The organism is Streptomyces sp., from assembly GCF_036524955.1.
Taxonomy (GTDB): domain Bacteria; phylum Actinomycetota; class Actinomycetes; order Streptomycetales; family Streptomycetaceae; genus Actinacidiphila.
In genome coordinates this window covers 1-16058 of sequence record NZ_DATDBG010000191.1, presented here as the reverse complement: position 1 = coordinate 16058, position 16058 = coordinate 1, and the positions used below count along the sequence as shown (strand labels likewise).

Sequence of the window (16058 nt, the reverse complement as noted above, 5' to 3'; positions counted from 1 at the left end):
GCGGGCGGGCGTACCCCTCAGCGGCGGTCGTCGCGTCTCGTGGCGTCCGCCGGACGGCGCGCACCCGCCGGCGGTTTACGCCGTTCGGCCGCGCGCCGTTCGCGCCGTGGTCCGCCCGCGCCGGGAAGGTCGGGGGTCTCGACCACCGGCGGCAGGTCCCGTATCACATGTCGGATTCTGTCGTCGTTCATGGGCTTCGCCTACCCGCTGAGCGGAGTTCACCCGGACTTGCGAAGTTCTGTCCCGGTTTTCCCTTGCATGAGTTATTCACAAAGGGGCAAGTGCTGGTCAGGAGGTCGGTCGTCATGGTTCCACTTCTGGTTGTGCTGCTGCTCGCCCTGATCCTGTTCGGACTCGGATTCGCCGTGAAGGTGCTGTGGTGGATCGCCATCGCCGCGCTCGTCATCTGGCTGCTCGGCTTCCTCGTCCGCGGCACGGGCACCGGAAGCGGCCACGGTCGCTGGCACCGCCGGTAGCTCCGCGCCTCACGACGCCCGTTCAGCTGATCCAGGGCGCTTCGCCGGCGGGCCGCGTCGGCGGTGTCGAAGCCGCGCTCCGGCCCCCGCGCGCGTCGCCCCCCGGCGTCGCCCCGCGGCTCGGACAGGACCTTGATCACCCCGCCCTCCTTCCTCGGGAAGACCGGCGCGCACTTCGCCGAGGCCGGCGTGGACACGGTGACCGGGGAGGTGCGGGTGCGGCGGCTGCTCGGCGTGTACGCGGCCGGCCGCATCCTCAACCCCCGCACGTACGCCGGGCCTGACGGCCCGCCACCGGCCGCGACGAGGGCGGCGCGCCCCGGGCAGGAGAAAGGATCACCCAGGCCCGCCGAGCGCGGAAGGAAGCAGCGTGTGATCGTGGGATGCGCCCTCCACCGGGACGGCCGTCGCAAGGACACGCCTGGGTCGTCTTCCTGTACGCGCTGTTCGAGCGCCGCGGCCGGCACTGATCTGGCACCCGCACCCGCCCGGCGGCGCCGGGCTCAGCTCAGGTGCTGCCGGCGCAGCGGTGCCCGGCCCGGTGGCTGGGTGGGCTGCGGGCGGTGCTCGATCCTCGGCAGGGGCCGGACCACGGGCTTCGCGGTGGTCAGCGTGAACGGCTTCTCGTAGTGCAGGATCTCCAGCGGCTCGCCGTCCGCCAGCGTGTACGTCGCCGAGTTCCGGAGCACCTCGACATGCAGCCGGCGCCCCCGGAACGTCAGCCGGAAGGCGATCCTGCTGAGCGTCTCGGGCAGCCGCGGCGCGAAGTGGAGCGTTTCGCGTTCGAACATCCGCATCCCGCCCAGACCAGCGACGATCGCCGTCCACGTGCCGGCCAGCGCCGCGATGTGCAGGCCGTCGCGCGCGTTGTTCTGCCGGTCCTCCAGATCGATCAGCGCGGACTCGCCGAGGTAGTCGTAGGCGAGCTGCAGATGGCCGACCTCGGCGGCGATCACCGACTGGCAGTAGGCGGACAGCGACGAGTCGCGGACGGTCAGCGGCTCGTAGTACGCGAAGTCGCGCGCCTTCTGCTCCGCGGTGAACGCGTCGCCGCGCAGGTACATCGCCAGCACCAGGTCCGCCTGCTTGATCACCTGTTTGCGGTACAGGTCGAAGTACGGGTAGTGCAGCAGCAGCGGATAGTGCGCGGGGTCGGTTCTGGAGAAGTCCCACCTCTGGTGGCGGGTGAAGCCCTCGGACTGCTCGTGCACCCCGAGGTCGTCGTTGTACGGCAGGGCCGTCGCCGCCGCCGCGTCCCGCCAGGCCGCGGTCTCCTCGTCGGTGACGCCGAGCGCCTCCGCGTGCCGGGGATGGCGCTCGGCGGCGTCCGCGGCGGCCACCAGGTTGGCCTGCGCCATCAGGTTGGTGTACGCGTTGTCGTCGCTGAGCGCGTTGTACTCGTCGGGTCCCGTGACGCCGTCGATGTGGAACGCCCCGGCGTGGTCGTGGTGGCCCAGCGAGCGCCACAGCCGGGCGGTCTCGACCAGGATGTCCAGGCCGGTGTCCCGCTCGAAGGCGTCGTCGCCGGTGATCGCGACGTACCGCACGACCGCGTCCGCGATGTCGGCGTTGATGTGGACGGCCGCGGTACCGGCCGGCCAGTATCCCGACGCCTCGTCGCCGTTGATGGTCCGCCAGGGGAACGCGGCCCCGTCGAAGCCCAGCTGGCGCGCGCGGTCGCGAGCGGCCGGCAGTGTGTTGTACCGCCAGCGCAGCACCTCGGCGGCGGCCCGCGGCGCGGTGAACGACAACAGCGGCAGCACCACCGTGTCGGCGTCCCAGAAGGTGTGGCCGTCGTAGCCGGAGCCGGTCAGCCCCTTGGCCGGGATGGCCCGCTCCTCGGCCCGGGCACCGGCCTGCAGGACGTGGAAGAGAGCGAACCGCACCGCCTGCTGGATCTCGGTGTCACCGTCCACCTCGACGTCCGCCCGCTCCCAGAAGTCGTCGAGGTAGGCGCGCTGCTGGTCCAGCAGGCCGGTCCAGCCGGTGTCGCGGGCGCCGACCAGGGCGGCGTCGGCCTGGTCGCGCAGCGCCGGCAGCGAACGGGCGGCCGACCAGCCGTAGGCGACGAACTTCTCCAGCCGCAGCCGCTGCCCGGACTCCACCACGGAGGTGACGGTCAGCCGGCTGACGTCGTCGTTGGACTCCGCGGAGATCTGGGTCCCGCCGGGCCCGCTGACCCGGTGGTCGGCGGCGGCCGCCACCCGCAGCCGGCTGCGGGTGGTGGAGTGGATCAGCCGCAGCCGGGTGCCGTCGGCGAAGTGCTCCTCGGCGCGCAGCGGCGACAGCAGCGCGGCGGCCACCCGGGGGTCGCCGGGAGTGACCGGCAGTTCCTCGTTGGCGGCCAGCTCCGACTGCACCACCAGTCGCACCTGCCCGTCCAGCGGTTCCACCTCGTACGCGATCGCGGCGACGGCGCGCTGCCGGAAGGAGACCATCCGGGTCGACCGGACCCGCACCGCCCGCCCGGCCGGCGACACCCACTCGCAGGTGCGCCGCAGCACCCCGGCCCGCAGGTCCAGCTCCCGTTCGTGGAAGCGGATCGTGCCGTAGCGCAGGTCGAACGGCTCGTCGTCGACCAGCAGCCGGATCAGCTTGCCGTTGGTGACGTTGATGACCGTCTGCCCGGACTCCGGATAGCCGTAGCCGGCCTCCGCGTACGGCAGCGGGTGCAGCTCGTACAGGCCGTTGAGGTACGAGCCGGGCAACCCGTACGGCTCGCCCTCGTCGAGGTTGCCGCGCCAGCCGATGTGCCCGTTGGACAGGGCGAACACCGATTCGCTCTGCGGCAGCAGGTCCAGGTTCAGCTCGCACTCGAACAGCGCCCAGGGCGAGACGGTGAACGCCGGGTCGGTGATCACGCCGTCACCCCCACCAGTTCGGACAGGTCGGTGACGACCGTGTCCGCGCCGTGCCGGCGCAGCTCCTCGGCCTGCCCCACCCGGTCCACCCCGACCACGTACCCGAAGCGCCCGGCGCGGCCCGCGTCCACCCCGACCAGCGCATCCTCGAACACCGCCGCCTGTTCCGGCGCGACGCCCAGGTCGTGCGCGGCGGCAAGGAACGTGTCGGGCTGCGGCTTCCCGCGCAGCCCCCGCTCCCGGCCGACCAGGCCGTCGATCCGCACGTCGACCAGCGGCTCGATCCCGGCCGACACCAGAACGGCCCGGGCGTTGGCGCTGGAGGAGACACACGCGGTGCGCAGCCCCGCGTCCCGGACCGCCTCGAGGTACCGCACCGACCCCGGATACGGCCGTACGCCCTGCGTGCGGATCTTCTCCACCACCAGCAGGTTCTTGCGGTTGCCCAGCCCGTGCACGGTCTCGGCGTCCGGCGGGTCGTCCTCCTCGCCCTCGGGCAGTTCGATGTCACGCGAGGCCAGGAAGGCCCGCACCCCCTCCGCCCGCGGCCGGCCGTCCACGTGGGCGTCGTAGTCGGTGACCGGGTCGAACGGCCGGCAGTCGGGGCCCTCGCGGCGGCGCAGGAACTCGTCGAACACCTCTTTCCAGGCCGCGGCGTGCACCCGCGCCGTCGGGGTAAGAACGCCGTCGAGGTCGAACAGGCAGGCACGCACACCGCTGGGCAGGCCGATCTCCGTCATGCCGCACCTTGTGCCCGTCCGGCCCGAGCCGCATGCTCCCCGGTGCCGAAGTCCGCCCGACTCGCCGAACGCCGGGCCGGTGTGCCTCGCTGTCCGCCGTGAGGTCCGCATCCTTCTCACGCGGGTTCAGCCCGCGACGACCACGGTCTTGCGCACGTACTCCCGCTCCGCGGTCTCCCGCAGCATGAAGTCGGCGACGTCCGCGCGGGAGACCTTCGCCAGGCCTGTCGGCTGCAGGTTCTCGCCGTGCCGGTAGCCGCGGGTGCGGGGGCCGTTGGTGAGCATCACCGGGTAGACCAGCGTCCACTCCAGCCGGCTGGCGCGCAGAACCCGCTCGCCGGCGGACTTGTCCGCGAAGACCCGCCCGAGAAACACCCCGTACATCAGCCTGAGCGGGGCGGGCGCCCGCCGGGCGGTGTCGCCGACGCCGAACGCGGACAGGAACACCAGCCGGCCCACCCCGGCCTGCTCCATCGCGCGGACGACGAGCGCAGTGGCCTCGCGGATCACGGTGGGCGCGAGCAGACCCTTCAGGCTGCGCTCGCTGCCGAGCGCGCTGATCACGGCGTCCTGCCCGGTCACCGCGGCGGTGACTGTGTTGTGACCGGACTGACCGGACTGACCGGACTGACCGGACGTCACCTCGCCGATCACGACCCGCAGCCCCGGGCGCGGGGCCGGGGCCTTCGCCGCGGCGCGCACGAACGCGGTCACCTCGTGGCCCGCGTCGAGCGCCTGCGCGACGATCAGCCGGCCGGTGGCGCCGTTCGCCCCGAGAACCAGGATCCTCACACTGTCCTCCTCGCCGCACCACCCGGGCCCCCTTCCACCCTCGCGGCCCCGGCGCCCGGGCGCCACCTCTGCGCGGCAGGGCGGCGCGCCGGGCCGCGGCGGAGGCCGGTGGGTGCCAGGTCCGCCCACGACCCGCACCACGACGCCGACGCGCCCGCGGTCCGGGCCCGGATCGCGGGCGCCGTCAGACGCCGACCGGGCCGCGCGTCTCCTCGACCGCCCTGACCAGCGGGGCCAGTTGCGGGTCGAGGGCCGCGAGGTCGAGCGCCTCGCGCAGGGCGCGGTTGTTCGTCGGCCGGGCCGCCTCGAGCAGGGCCAGGCCGGCCGCGGTGACGTCGGTGTAGATGCCGCGCCGGTCGGTGGGGCACAGGTAGCGCGACAGCAGGTCGCGCTCCTCGAGCCGGGTCACCAGCCGGGTGGTCGCGGACTGGCTGAGCACGACGGCGTCGGCGACCTGCTTCATCTGCAGGTGGCCCCCCTCGCCGTCGTGCTGCCTGCTGAGCACGTCCAGCAGCGAGTACTCGCGCACGCTCAGGTCGTGTCCGGTCTGCAGCGCCCGCTCGACGTGGGCCTCGATTCGCCCGTGCAGTACGGACAGGGCGCACCAACTGTCGGCCAGGGCGGTCAGTGCCGGGTCCGTAGCGGTCATCGGTCCCTCCTAGGGGCGGTCCCGCGCCCGGGCCGTCGGTGCCCCGGTACGCGGGACCAGTATAGCGCGTTTGCAATTAAACGGCGTTTGCAATTATTGTGAACGCCCGTAAGGCGCTACCGCATCCATCTGGAAGGGTATTCCCATGCCTCTCGCGCTCCTGGCCCTCGCCATCGGGGCCTTCGGGATCGGCACCACCGAATTCGTCATCCTGGGCCTGCTGCCGCAGGTCGCCGACGGCTTCGGGGTCTCCGTCCCCACGGCGGGCTACCTGGTCACCGGCTACGCGCTCGGTGTCGTGGCGGGCGCCCCGCTCATGACGGTGCTCGGCACCAAGGTGTCCCGCAGGCGCATGCTGATGCTGCTGATGGGCCTGTTCATCGTCGGCAACCTCGTCTCCGCCCTCGCCCCGGTCTTCGCGGTCATGCTGGTCGGCCGGGTGATCGCCTCGCTCGCGCACGGCGCGTTCTTCGGTATCGGCTCGGTGGTCGCGGCCGGTCTGGTCGCCCCCGAGAAGAAGGCCGGCGCCATCGCGATGATGTTCACCGGGCTGACCGTCGCGAACGTGGTCGGTGTGCCGCTCGGGACCTTCGTCGGGCAGGGCGCGGGCTGGCGGACCACCTTCGTGGCCGTCGCCGCCCTCGGCGTGCTCGGTCTGCTCGGCGTCGCCCGGCTGGTCCCGGAGATGCCCAGGCCGGAAGGCGTCCGCCTGCGGCACGAAGTGGCCGCCTTCCGCAATGTCCAGGTGATCCTCGCCATGGCGATGACCGTGCTCGGCTTCGGCGGGGTGTTCGCCGCCGTCACCTACATCGCGCCGATGATGACCGATGTCGCCGGGTACGCCGAGGGGTCGGTCACCTGGCTGCTGGTCCTGTTCGGCGTGGGCATGGTGGCCGGCAACCTGGCCGGCGGCAGGTTCGCCGACCGCGGGCTGATGCCGATGCTGTGCACCGCGCTCGGCTCGCTCGCCGCCGTGCTGATGCTGTTCACCCTCACCGCGCACAACAAGGTCTCCGCGGCGGCCACCATCTTCCTGATCGGCGCGCTGGGCTTCGCGACCGTACCGCCGCTGCAGAAGCGGGTACTCGACCAGGCGTCCGGTGCCCCGACGCTCGCCTCGGCCGTGAACATCGGCGCGTTCAACCTCGGCAACGCGCTGGCCGCCTGGCTCGGCGGCCTGGTCATCTCGGCCGGCCTCGGCTACACCTCGCCGAACTGGGTGGGCGGCGCGCTCGCCGCCTCCGCACTGGTCCTCGCCGTCGTCTCCGGCAGGCTGGAGCGGCGCGACGACGCGCGGCCCGGCCCCGCCCCCGCCGTGTCCGCCCCCGAGGAGGCCCCCGCCCGGGTCGCGGCCGGCCGGGACTGACACCGAGCGCCGAGGCGCCCCGCGAGCCCGCACCGTACGCGGAGCAGAGCCGCGGCGACCGACCGCGTACCGTACCTGGAACACCCACCGGACCTGCCCGCAAACCCGCAGGTCCGTGCCGCACCCCGGCACATACTGCACGAAAAGAAGGACCTCATGAGCACCGTTCCCGACCTGACCCTCAACAACGGCCTGACCACCCCGCAGCTCGGCTTCGGCGTCTTCCAGGTGCCCCACGACCAGACCGCCGCTGCCGTGCGGTCCGCCCTGGAGGCCGGTTACCGCAGCATCGACACCGCCGCGGCCTACGGCAACGAGGCCGGCGTCGGCAGCGCGCTCGCCGCCTCCGGACTGCCGCGCGAGGAGGTGTTCATCACCACCAAACTGTGGAACACCCACCAGGGGTACGACTCCACGCTCGCGGCCTTCGACGCGTCGCTGGACAGGCTCGGCCTGGACTACGTGGACCTGTACCTCATCCACTGGCCGACCCCGGCCCGTGACCTCTACGTCGACACCTGGCGCGCGTTCGAGAAGCTGCTCGCCGACGGCCGTACCCGGTCCATCGGCGTGTCCAACTTCCAGCCCGCGCACCTGACGCGGCTGTTCGACGAGACCGACGTGGTTCCGGTGCTCAACCAGGTCGAGCTCCACCCCGGCCTCCAGCAGAAGGAACTGCGCGCCTTCCACGCCGAGCACGGGATCGCCACCCAGGCGTGGAGCCCGCTGGCGCAGGGCGCGGTGCTGAACGACCCGGTGCTGACCGGCATCGCCGCGCGGCTCGGCCGCACCCCCGCCCAGGTGGTGCTGCGCTGGCACCTCCAGATCGGCAACGTGGTCATCCCCAAGTCCGTGACTCCGGCCCGCATCCGGGAGAACTTCGACCTTTTCGGCTTCGAGCTCACCGACGCCGACCTGGACGCGATCGCGACGCTCGACCAGGGTCTGCGCATCGGCCCCGACCCCGACACGTTCAACTGATCGACCGCTGCCGAGACCATGCCCGCGCTACTCTCGCGGGCATGGCCTTGCAATGGGAGCAGACCGTGGTGGATGCGGCCGATCCGGCCGCGCTGGGCCGCTGGTGGGCCGACGCGCTCGGCTGGGTCCCGGTCACCGAGGAGCCCGACGAGTACGAGATCCGCGCGGCCCCCGACCGTCTCCCCGGCCTCGTCTTCGTGCCCGTGTCCGACGGCAAGGTGGTCAAGAACCGCCTGCACCTGGACTTCCGCCCCGACGACCAGTCCGCCGAGGTCGCCCGCCTGCTCGCGCTCGGCGCCCACCACGCGGACGTCGGCCAGGGCGACAGCTCCTGGGTGGTGCTCGCGGACCCCGAGGGCAACGAGTTCTGCGTCCTCAGCTCCCGCCGCCGGTGAGGCGCGGGCTCACGCCGCCTCCGGTCCAGTACACCCGCGTGCGGCCGGGTCCCGGCCGTACGCTCACACGCCCAGGCCGCCGACGCAAGGGCCGCCCGCGCCCAGTGCAGACGGCGAGGGCGCGGCGGATCACCGGCCGGGCTTGGGGATGCCCTCGCGCACCCCGGACATGCCCGGCCCGGACGCGGGACCGCGTCCGGGCCGGGCATGTCGTTTCCCCGCGACTCAGACCCTGCGGTTCTCGACGCCGTAGCCGAGGGCCCGGACCACCGCCTGGACGTTCGGGTAGTGCTCGTCCGGAGGCAGGGCCGCGACGCGCTCCAACAGGGCCTCCGGCGCCTGGTGGCGGTGCAGGGCGCTCAGCAGGGCGGCCCTGCGGGCTGGGTAGATGGTGCGTTCGAGATGCCTGGCCAGGTCGCTGCGGACGGTGACGCCCTCGGGTGTCATGCCGGACGGTGCCGCCGGCTCCGGGACGGACGTGCCGGCCTCGGCGAAGGGCTGGTCCTCGCCGGAAGGCTGCGGCTCGCGGTCCTCCTGGGCCCGCACAGCACGGTTCGCCTTCAGCTCGCCCTGCATCTCCTTCTTCAGCTCGTCGTCGCGGGCGAAGCCCGTCTTGTTGCTTCCCTGGTCGGTCATAGGGCTGTGGCCTCCCTTGTGGTGCTCGACGTGACCCGCGCGTACCCGACCGGTACGGCCCGAAACGGGTGTGTACGCACCAGACCCGGGTACCCGCGGGTCACCAACGCGTGAAGCGCCGGTGACCGGGAAACCGGAGAAGAACGCAGCTGTGCTGTTCGACGTCGACGACACCCGGATGGACACCGTCCATCCGCACCCCCTCGGCTGGTGGAAGGCGCTCCGGCGAAAGGGGCACATCGTACCGGTGAGCGCCACGCACCGGTGCGTCGGCAGGGGCGCCGACTCACACACCTGCGGAAGGTCGCCGCACGCGACCGCAGGCGCCCTGCCCGGCGGACGACGGCCGCCGGGCAGAGCGGCACGCGTCGTAGTACGACCGCCGCCCGGACGCATTCCGGGCGGCGGGTCCCCCCGACGGCCGACACCGGGAGGTTTGCCGGTGTCCCACTGGGCAGGTGTGATTCACATGACCACCTATGTCGTCACCGTGCCGGGCACGTTTCTGGACGCCCCGACCGCCCAGGCCCGTGAGGCGCTGGTCAGGGCGCTGCGCCCGGTCGATCCGCAGGGCACCGACTTCGGCGAGGCCGAGGAGCTGGGCATCCTCACCGTCTACGACGGCACGAGCGCGTTCAGCCTCCGCCTCGAAGTGGCAGCCGACACGACCGCGCACGCGGAGGAGGCCGCCCGCGACCTCGCCGCCGAGGCCCTGCGCGCCGCCGGGTACACCCCGCGGTCCGCGCCGCTGGGCCAGCCGGTGATCACCGGCATCGACGCGGACTGAACCCCCGCGCACCGCCCCCGGGGTCCGCGGGCGGTGCGCGGGGGTGCCAGGATGGACTCATGGACAACGTGTACTTCGACATCGCCATCGACGGTGCGCCCGCCGGGCGGATCGTCTTCCGCCTCTTCGACGACGTGGTCCCGGAGACGGCGCGGAACTTCCGCGAGCTGGCCACCGGTGAGCACGGCTTCGGCTACGAGGGCTCGGCCTTCCACCGGATCATCCCGGAGTTCATGCTCCAGGGCGGGGACTTCACCCGCGGCGACGGCACCGGCGGCAAGAGCATCTTCGGGGCGAAGTTCGCCGACGAGAACTTCGAGCTCAAGCACGACCGGCCGTTCCTGCTGTCGATGGCCAACGCCGGGCCCCACACCAACGGCTCGCAGTTCTTCGTGACCACCGTCAAGACCGCGTGGCTGGACGGCAAGCACGTGGTCTTCGGCGAGGTGGTCGAGGGCGAGGACATCGTCAAGCTGATCGAGAGCAAGGGCGCGCAGAGCGGCCGTCCCAGCGCGAAGGTCGTCATCGCCGCGTCCGGCACCGTCGCGTAGTACCCCCGGCAGCGGCTCCCGTCCCCCTGCCGGCCGGGACGGGGAGCCTCCGTTCCGCTCAGGCGGCTCCCGGCCGGTCCTCCGGCCGGGAGCCGCCGTCACCCGTAGCCCCCGGACCTGCGGAGCAACAGTTCAGCGAGGCCGGTACGCGGTCGCGGACGTGCCCGGCTCACCCCTGTGGCAAGCATGATCGACCGGCGACGGGGAAAGCGAGGGGCGCGACCTGCCGGGTACCGCGGCTGTACGAACCATTGAGACGGTGTACGACATGACCGAGCCACAGCAGCCGACCGAGACGCGGTCCGCCACTACCAGGGACGTCGCCCGAGGGGCGCCGTGCTGGGTCACCCTGGCGTCGCGCGGTCTCGAGGCGTCGGAGAAGTTCTACGGCTCCGTGCTCGGCTGGGAGTTCCGGGCCACCACGCTCGGCGAGCGGTTCGCCGTGGCGCTCAGCGAGGGCCGGCCCGTCGCCGGTGTCGCCGCCGTCGCCTCCGAGCTCCAGGTCGCCGTGGCCTGGACGCCGTACTTCGCGGTCACGCAGGCCGACGAGGCCGCCGCCCGGATCAGAGAGCGCTCCGGGACCGTCGCCCTGGGCCCCATGGCCTTCGCCTCCGGCCGCGCGCTGGTCGCCGCGGATCGCGACGGCGCGGTGTTCGGTGTCTGGGACGGCAGGATGCCGGGCGGCTGGCAGACCTGGCACGACGAGGGCCCGGTCGTGGTACGGCTGCGCACCCGGGACGCCTTCGAGGCGGCCATCTTCTACGGCGGCGTACTGGAGTGGGCCGACGACCGCCCCGACGCCTGCTCGGTGGCGTACGAGAACGACGAGGTCGTGGTACGCAGCCGCGGCAGCGTCGTGGCCCGGCTCGTCTCCGGAGCGGTCGAGGCGGCCCCCGACCCCGCCCTGCGCCCGCACTGGAACGTCCAGTTCCGGGTCGCCGACGTGGACGCGTGCGGGTACACCGCCCGCGCCCTGGGCGGCACCGTGCTGGACCGGGGCAGCACCCCCTCCGGCCCCTACGCGGACCTGCGCGACCCGGACGGCGGCCTGTTCACCGTCCTCGGCCGCACCGAGGCCGCCGGAACCTGACCGGTCCGGCGACCCCGTACGCGACCGGGCCCGGTGTCGTCCGGGCCCCGGTCTCCGATATCCGGTTCCCGGTCAGACGCCCACGTTGACGTACGTCACCGTGACCGCCGCCGCACGCGCCGTCGTGCTCGTCGGAACCGGTATGAACAGCACCCTGCCGGTGCCGAGGCAGGGCAGGTCGATCGTGGTCGGGATCGCCGCCCTCACCCCGTACTCCTTCAGCACGGCGGCGGTCCCGGTCGACGTGCCGCTGCCGAAGTCCACGACCACGCGGTCCGCGGCCTCGCCGGTGTAGCCGACCTCGGGCGAGGTCACCGTCACGGCCGGCGCCACCGACACGTACTGGCCGGCGATCGGGTGCCCGGTCTGGCCCGGCGTCGCCGGGCCGAAGCAGCCGACCTTGATGGTGGCGTTGGCCGACACCCCGCCCACCTGACCGACGAACCACTGGTGGGGTGCGACGGGCGCCGCGCTCGCCCCGGCGGCCGTCACCCCCGACAGTCCGAACGACCCTGCCCCCAGCGCGAGCGCCGCGACCGTCCTGGACACCCGTACCCGCTGCTTCCTGTTGCGCATGTTTCTCCCTCCGGACTGGCGGTACGCGGCCGATCCCGGCCGCGTACGGCGTGGGGTGAACTGAGCGGGAGCAGCGACATGGTAGCGACGCGCCGACGATCCGGATCCGTCGTGAATCGGCCTCGGTGGGTGGCCGAGGGGGATGTGCCACGGATCCCGCGGGCTCCAGCGGGCGGTCATCGCGGCGCGGTCGTCCCCCTGGTGACCAGCCGTCGCGTCAGGTCGGCAGCCCCGCCCTCGCCTTCAGAGGCTCCCACCAGTCGCGGTTGTCCCGGTACCAGGCCACCGTGCCGGCCAGTCCCGCGTCGAAACCGGTCAGCGGCTCGTACCCCAGCTCCTCGCGGATCTTGGCGACGCTCAGCGAGTAACGCAGATCGTGCCCTTTGCGGTCCGCGACGCGCACCACGCTGTCCCAGCCGGCGCCGCACGCCGCGAGCAGCCGCCCGGTCAGCTCGCGGTTGGACAGCTCCGTGCCGCCGCCGACGTGGTAGACCTCACCGGCCCGGCCGCGGCGCAGCACCAGATCGACGCCCCGGCAGTGGTCGGAGACATGCAGCCAGTCGCGGACGTTGCGCCCGTCGCCGTAGAGCGGCACCGTGCGGCCGTCGAGCAGGTTGGTGACGAACAGCGGGATCATCTTCTCCGGGAAGTGGTACGGACCGTAGGTGTTCGAGCAGCGGGTGACGGTGACGTCCATCCCGTGGGTGCGGTGGTACGCCAGCACCATCAGGTCGGAGGCCGCCTTCGACGCCGCGTACGGGGAACTGGGCGCGAGCGGCGAACTCTCCGTCCACGAACCCTCGGCGACCGAGCCGTACACCTCGTCGGTCGACACGTGCGCGAACCGGCCCACCCGGTGCCGCCGTGCCGCGTCCAGCAGCACCTGCGTGCCCAGCACGTTCGTACTCACGAACGGCGAGGCGTCCACGACGGAGCGGTCCACGTGTGACTCGGCCGCGAAGTGCACCACGGCGTCCTGACCGGCCGCCACCGCGTCCACCACCTCGCGGTCGCGGATGTCGCCGCGGACGAACCTGAGGCCCGGATGGCCGGTGACCGGCCCGAGGTTCGCCTCGTTGCCCGCGTACGTCAGGCTGTCCAGGACCGTGACCCGGGTGTCCGTGCCCGAGGGCAGCTCGCCCAGGAGTGTCGCCCTGACGAACTGCGATCCGACGAAGCCGGCGCCACCGGTGACGAGTAGTCGCATGGCACCGACATGCTAGTCCCGCGTCAGCCGGGGTGTGCCCTGTCGCGACGCCCGGCACGGCGCCTCGCGGCGTTGCCGCACCGACCGATCAGGCCCGCTGCGAGGCCGGTGCGGCGCCTTGACACGCACCGCACCGGACGCCGCTCCCTGACGGGCTGACGGGCGCACCTGACGCGGCACCAGGTCCGCACCGGGCGAACGCCCCGTCAACTCCGCACGGCCACAAGGGCATCGAGGCGAGTCGTTCGCCCGTCGCGCCCCTGACCAGCACGATTCCGCATTCGGCTGGATCTTCACTACGATCCGCCGATGATCTTTAGAAAGCTAATGGCCGCAGGACTCGGCGGTGGCCTGCTCGCCGCCGCGGCCTGCGGTCTCGCGCCCGCGACGGCCTGGGCGGACGAACCGGCGGCGCATGCGGCGCCCAAGGTCGAGCTGGTCCTCGACGTGAGCGGTTCGATGCGGGCCCGGGACATCGACGGCCAGTCCCGTATGTCCGCGGCCAAGCAGGCCTTCGACGACGTGCTGGATTCCGTGCCGCAGGGCGTGCAGTTGGGCATACGCACGCTCGGCGCGGACTACCGGGGCAATGACCGCAGGACCGGCTGCAAGGACACCCGTCAGCTCTACCCGGTCGGCCCGCTGGACCGTACCGAGGCGAAGACGGCGGTGGCGACGCTGGTGCCGACGGGGTGGACGCCGATCGGTCCGGCGCTGCTCGCGGCGGCCGACGACCTCGAGGGCGGCGACGGGACCCGGCGCCTGGTTCTGATCACCGACGGCGAGGACACCTGCCAGCCCCTCGACCCGTGCGAGGTGGCGCGGGAGATCGCCGCTCGCGGTGTGCACCTGGTCATCGACACGCTGGGCCTCATCCCGGACGCGTCGACCCGCGACCAGCTCACCTGTATAGCGGAGGCGACGGGTGGCACGTACACCACGATCCAGCATCAGCAGCAGCTCAGTTCCCGGGTGAAGCAGTTGGTGGACCGCAGCACGGACACCGTGGTGACGCCGGTGGCCACCCGCGGTACCGCGGCCTGTACGGGAGCGCCGCTGCTCGGGGCGGGTGTGTACACCGACCGGGAGACGTTCTCGCAGAACCGCTGGTACCGGGTCGCCGTGCGGCCGGGGCAGGAGCTGCGCGCCTCGGTCAGTGTCTTCGCCGACCGCGCCGTCAACGCCGATTACGGCGTGCTGCTGCGGGGCGTCACGCTGCACGGGCGGGAGATCGTGCGCGACGACGAGGGCGGCACCGGCCGCACGGATGCGGTTTCGGCAGGCATCCGTTATCCGAAGCCTTCCGCGGACTCCGGCACTCCGCCGGAGACGGTGTGTATCGAGGTCGGGAACTCCTTCTCCGCGCCGGCGTCGGTCAAGGTCACACCGGGGCTGCCGGTCGAGCTCTCGATCGACCTGGTGCAGAGCCCCGACCAGCCCTCGGACGTGGCTTTCCGCGGACTCGGGCGCGGCTGGTGGCTGCTGGGTCTGCTGCTGGTGACCGGCGTGGTGGCCGGTCTGTTCTCGGGCTGGATCGCCCGCTGGCTCCTGACCACGGAGAGGTCCCGCTGATGCGCGCACTGCGAGTGCTGCCTGCCGCCGCCGTTCTGGCGGTCGCGGCCCTGGCCGCCCTGTCCGGTCCGGCGGTGGCGGATGATCCGAGTACCACGCCCAGTGCCTCGGCGACCGCCGAGGGCGGTGCGGCGCCGACGGAGGCGGGTACCGGTTTCCGTACCGCGGTGGCTGTGCGCCAGGGCCAGCAGGCTACGGCCAGTGGCTCGGCGGGCGACTACCTGTACTGGGTGTTCCCGGCGGACACCGGCCAGCACGTCAACGTCGAGGCGACGGTGACCTTCCCGGAGTCCGTGATGCGGCACGGCCCGTCCACGTGGCAGGTCGATGTCTATGACGGCCTGCGGCGACGGCAGGCCTGCCGGTTCGGTGCGCAGACCCGTACGGTCCCGGCTGACGCCACGTCGGTCTCGCTGTCCTGCAAACTGCGTACGGTTCGTGCGTGGGCGGAGCCGTGGTCGAACGATCCGCTGCGGGGCGCGTATTACATACGTCTGACCGTCCTGGGCCTTCCCCCCGCTGATCTGGGGCAGCCCGTCCAGGCGGCGGTCAAGGTCTCCTCGTCCGGCACGGGTGGCCGTCAGGCGGTGGACGGCTCGGTGGAGCCGGTGGTGCCCGCGGCGTCCGCGGCGGTCGCCCCCTCCGGCGGATGGGCCGGCACCTGGTGGTCTGCCCGCTGGCTGTGGACGGGCGGCGGCGGCCTCCTCGCGGCCCTCGCCGCGATCGGCGCGCACCGGCTGGCCCGTGGCCCGATCGCCCGGGGCGGTCCGGGTTCGGACGGCCGGGCAGGCCACGTGAACTGAGGACGCGGCCGGGGCTTCCCCGTGCGCGCCGCGGGGCTGACGCCCGGCAACGCCGGCCGCTCCGACCTCGGTGGCACGAACCTGCTGGTCACCACTCGTCAGTGGCGACACTGAGGCTTCGATGACACAGGGCAGCCAGTGAGGCCGGACGCCGGTGGGCCATTCGTGGAGTCAGGACATGTGGCGTGTGATGTTGTGTTGAATGTGAAGTCAGGAGTGAGGTTCGGCTAGGGTGCGGGGCGGAGGTCGAGCTGATGCCCACGGAGGACGAGCTGTTCGCGTCGGTGGACGCGCTGCTGGAGCAGGGGCCGCTGCTGCCGCCGCCGGATGAGCGGAAGCGGCTGCGGAAGGCGGCCGGGCTGGTTCAGGAGGATGTGGCGGCGGCGCTGCATGTGGGGCGGGAGACGGTGAACGGCTGGGAGACCGGCCGGACGATGCCGCGCCCGCCGCGTCTGCAGGCGTACAAGCGGCTGCTGGAGGGATGGGCCGCCCGCTACCCGGCGGCCTCCGAGGCCGAGGTGGCCGAGGTGCCGGAGGCGTTCGCGGCGGCCGCGCCGGACCGTACCGCCGAAGCCC

17 protein-coding genes and 1 pseudogene are annotated in these 16058 nt (G+C 72.7%); 11 read left to right on the top strand and 7 right to left on the bottom strand.

Annotated elements, in window-relative coordinates; genetic code table 11:
- Nucleotides 1–305: 305 nt before the first annotated feature.
- Together VIW71_RS15750 and VIW71_RS15745 are read left to right on the top strand one after the other, a co-directional pair.
- Nucleotides 306–476, top strand: a complete 171-nt coding sequence (locus VIW71_RS15750) for a hydrophobic protein (RefSeq protein WP_331622905.1) — start codon at nt 306–308, stop codon at nt 474–476.
- 63 nt (nt 477–539) lie between these two features.
- Nucleotides 540–746, top strand: a pseudogene (locus tag VIW71_RS15745) (molybdopterin cofactor-binding domain-containing protein); the annotation flags it as partial.
- A gap of 233 nt (nt 747–979) precedes the next feature.
- On the opposite strand, the gene VIW71_RS15740 reads toward VIW71_RS15745, so the two are convergent.
- The 4 genes from VIW71_RS15740 to VIW71_RS15725 form a co-directional block, all read right to left on the bottom strand.
- Nucleotides 980–3337, bottom strand: a complete 2358-nt coding sequence (locus tag VIW71_RS15740) for a glycoside hydrolase family 65 protein (protein ID WP_331622904.1) — start codon at nt 3335–3337, stop codon at nt 980–982.
- Complete coding sequence (locus VIW71_RS15735; protein WP_331622903.1) at nt 3334–4077, bottom strand: HAD family hydrolase; 744 nt, start codon at nt 4075–4077, stop codon at nt 3334–3336. The genes VIW71_RS15740 and VIW71_RS15735 overlap by 4 nt, the downstream gene beginning before the upstream one ends.
- A gap of 126 nt (nt 4078–4203) precedes the next feature.
- Entirely contained in the window at nt 4204–4869 is a 666-nt protein-coding gene (locus tag VIW71_RS15730) for an NAD(P)-dependent oxidoreductase (RefSeq protein WP_331622902.1), read from the bottom strand.
- 184 nt (nt 4870–5053) lie between these two features.
- Nucleotides 5054–5518 (bottom strand): MarR family winged helix-turn-helix transcriptional regulator, encoded by a 465-nt coding sequence (locus VIW71_RS15725; protein WP_331622901.1) that lies wholly within the window; start codon nt 5516–5518, stop codon nt 5054–5056.
- A 145-nt stretch (nt 5519–5663) separates the two neighbouring features.
- Between VIW71_RS15725 and VIW71_RS15720 the strand changes: the two genes are divergently transcribed.
- The 3 genes from VIW71_RS15720 to VIW71_RS15710 all read left to right on the top strand — a co-directional run bounded on the left by VIW71_RS15720 (nt 5664) and on the right by VIW71_RS15710 (nt 8260).
- Nucleotides 5664–6884: an MFS transporter gene (locus tag VIW71_RS15720; RefSeq protein ID WP_331622900.1), complete on the top strand. Its 1221-nt coding sequence runs from the start codon at nt 5664–5666 to the stop codon at nt 6882–6884.
- 156 nt (nt 6885–7040) lie between these two features.
- Nucleotides 7041–7865, top strand: a complete 825-nt coding sequence (locus VIW71_RS15715; protein WP_331622899.1) for an aldo/keto reductase — start codon at nt 7041–7043, stop codon at nt 7863–7865.
- A 41-nt stretch (nt 7866–7906) separates the two neighbouring features.
- A complete protein-coding gene (locus tag VIW71_RS15710) occupies nt 7907–8260 on the top strand; it encodes a VOC family protein (RefSeq protein WP_331622898.1) in 354 nt (117 codons plus the stop codon).
- 225 nt (nt 8261–8485) lie between these two features.
- Here VIW71_RS15710 and VIW71_RS15705 read toward each other — a convergent pair whose 3' ends face one another.
- Nucleotides 8486–8896 (bottom strand): DUF2795 domain-containing protein, encoded by a 411-nt coding sequence (locus VIW71_RS15705; RefSeq protein WP_331622897.1) that lies wholly within the window; start codon nt 8894–8896, stop codon nt 8486–8488.
- 469 nt (nt 8897–9365) lie between these two features.
- Between VIW71_RS15705 and VIW71_RS15700 the strand changes: the two genes are divergently transcribed.
- From VIW71_RS15700 to VIW71_RS15690, 3 genes are all read left to right on the top strand, one after another.
- Nucleotides 9366–9683 carry a DUF6204 family protein gene (locus tag VIW71_RS15700; protein ID WP_331622896.1) on the top strand — a complete coding sequence of 106 codons (318 nt, stop codon included), beginning with the start codon at nt 9366–9368 and terminating at the stop codon, nt 9681–9683.
- Between the two features lie 59 nt (nt 9684–9742).
- On the top strand, nt 9743–10234 hold the full coding sequence (locus VIW71_RS15695; RefSeq protein ID WP_331622895.1) for a peptidylprolyl isomerase: 492 nt from the start codon (nt 9743–9745) through the stop codon (nt 10232–10234).
- 268 nt (nt 10235–10502) lie between these two features.
- Nucleotides 10503–11324 (top strand): VOC family protein, encoded by an 822-nt coding sequence (locus tag VIW71_RS15690; RefSeq protein WP_331622894.1) that lies wholly within the window; start codon nt 10503–10505, stop codon nt 11322–11324.
- A 72-nt stretch (nt 11325–11396) separates the two neighbouring features.
- On the opposite strand, the gene VIW71_RS15685 is transcribed toward VIW71_RS15690, so the two are convergent.
- Entirely contained in the window at nt 11397–11900 is a 504-nt protein-coding gene (locus VIW71_RS15685; RefSeq protein ID WP_331622893.1) for a hypothetical protein, read from the bottom strand.
- Nucleotides 11901–12117: 217 nt separating this feature from the next.
- Nucleotides 12118–13107, bottom strand: a complete 990-nt coding sequence (gene rfbB / locus VIW71_RS15680; RefSeq protein WP_331622892.1) for a dTDP-glucose 4,6-dehydratase — start codon at nt 13105–13107, stop codon at nt 12118–12120.
- A 309-nt stretch (nt 13108–13416) separates the two neighbouring features.
- On the opposite strand from rfbB, the gene VIW71_RS15675 reads away from it, so the two are divergent.
- The 3 genes from VIW71_RS15675 to VIW71_RS15665 form a co-directional block, all read left to right on the top strand.
- Entirely contained in the window at nt 13417–14679 is a 1263-nt protein-coding gene (locus VIW71_RS15675) for a VWA domain-containing protein (protein WP_331622890.1), read from the top strand.
- Nucleotides 14679–15482 carry a hypothetical protein gene (locus VIW71_RS15670; RefSeq protein WP_331622889.1) on the top strand — a complete coding sequence of 268 codons (804 nt, stop codon included), beginning with the start codon at nt 14679–14681 and terminating at the stop codon, nt 15480–15482. Before VIW71_RS15675 ends, VIW71_RS15670 begins: the two co-directional genes overlap by 1 nt.
- 254 nt (nt 15483–15736) lie before the next feature.
- A partial coding sequence (locus VIW71_RS15665) for a helix-turn-helix domain-containing protein (RefSeq protein ID WP_331622888.1) occupies nt 15737–16058 on the top strand: 322 nt, incomplete at its 3' end.

What these genes read in the sequence shown, in the direction of transcription:
- VIW71_RS15685 (WP_331622893.1), bottom strand. Translation starts at nt 11,900, where the DNA reads ATGCGCAACAGGAAGCAGCGGGTACGGGTGTCCAGGACGGTCGCGGCG.
- VIW71_RS15725 (WP_331622901.1), bottom strand. Translation starts at nt 5,518, where the DNA reads ATGACCGCTACGGACCCGGCACTGACCGCCCTGGCCGACAGTTGGTGC.
- VIW71_RS15735 (WP_331622903.1), bottom strand. Translation starts at nt 4,077, where the DNA reads ATGACGGAGATCGGCCTGCCCAGCGGTGTGCGTGCCTGCCTGTTCGAC.
- VIW71_RS15700 (WP_331622896.1), top strand. Translation starts at nt 9,366, where the DNA reads ATGACCACCTATGTCGTCACCGTGCCGGGCACGTTTCTGGACGCCCCG.
- VIW71_RS15705 (WP_331622897.1), bottom strand. Translation starts at nt 8,896, where the DNA reads ATGACCGACCAGGGAAGCAACAAGACGGGCTTCGCCCGCGACGACGAG.
- VIW71_RS15675 (WP_331622890.1), top strand. Translation starts at nt 13,417, where the DNA reads ATGATCTTTAGAAAGCTAATGGCCGCAGGACTCGGCGGTGGCCTGCTC.
- VIW71_RS15690 (WP_331622894.1), top strand. Translation starts at nt 10,503, where the DNA reads ATGACCGAGCCACAGCAGCCGACCGAGACGCGGTCCGCCACTACCAGG.
- VIW71_RS15715 (WP_331622899.1), top strand. Translation starts at nt 7,041, where the DNA reads ATGAGCACCGTTCCCGACCTGACCCTCAACAACGGCCTGACCACCCCG.
- rfbB (WP_331622892.1), bottom strand. Translation starts at nt 13,107, where the DNA reads ATGCGACTACTCGTCACCGGTGGCGCCGGCTTCGTCGGATCGCAGTTC.
- VIW71_RS15720 (WP_331622900.1), top strand. Translation starts at nt 5,664, where the DNA reads ATGCCTCTCGCGCTCCTGGCCCTCGCCATCGGGGCCTTCGGGATCGGC.
- VIW71_RS15710 (WP_331622898.1), top strand. Translation starts at nt 7,907, where the DNA reads ATGGCCTTGCAATGGGAGCAGACCGTGGTGGATGCGGCCGATCCGGCC.
- VIW71_RS15670 (WP_331622889.1), top strand. Translation starts at nt 14,679, where the DNA reads ATGCGCGCACTGCGAGTGCTGCCTGCCGCCGCCGTTCTGGCGGTCGCG.
- VIW71_RS15695 (WP_331622895.1), top strand. Translation starts at nt 9,743, where the DNA reads ATGGACAACGTGTACTTCGACATCGCCATCGACGGTGCGCCCGCCGGG.
- VIW71_RS15750 (WP_331622905.1), top strand. Translation starts at nt 306, where the DNA reads ATGGTTCCACTTCTGGTTGTGCTGCTGCTCGCCCTGATCCTGTTCGGA.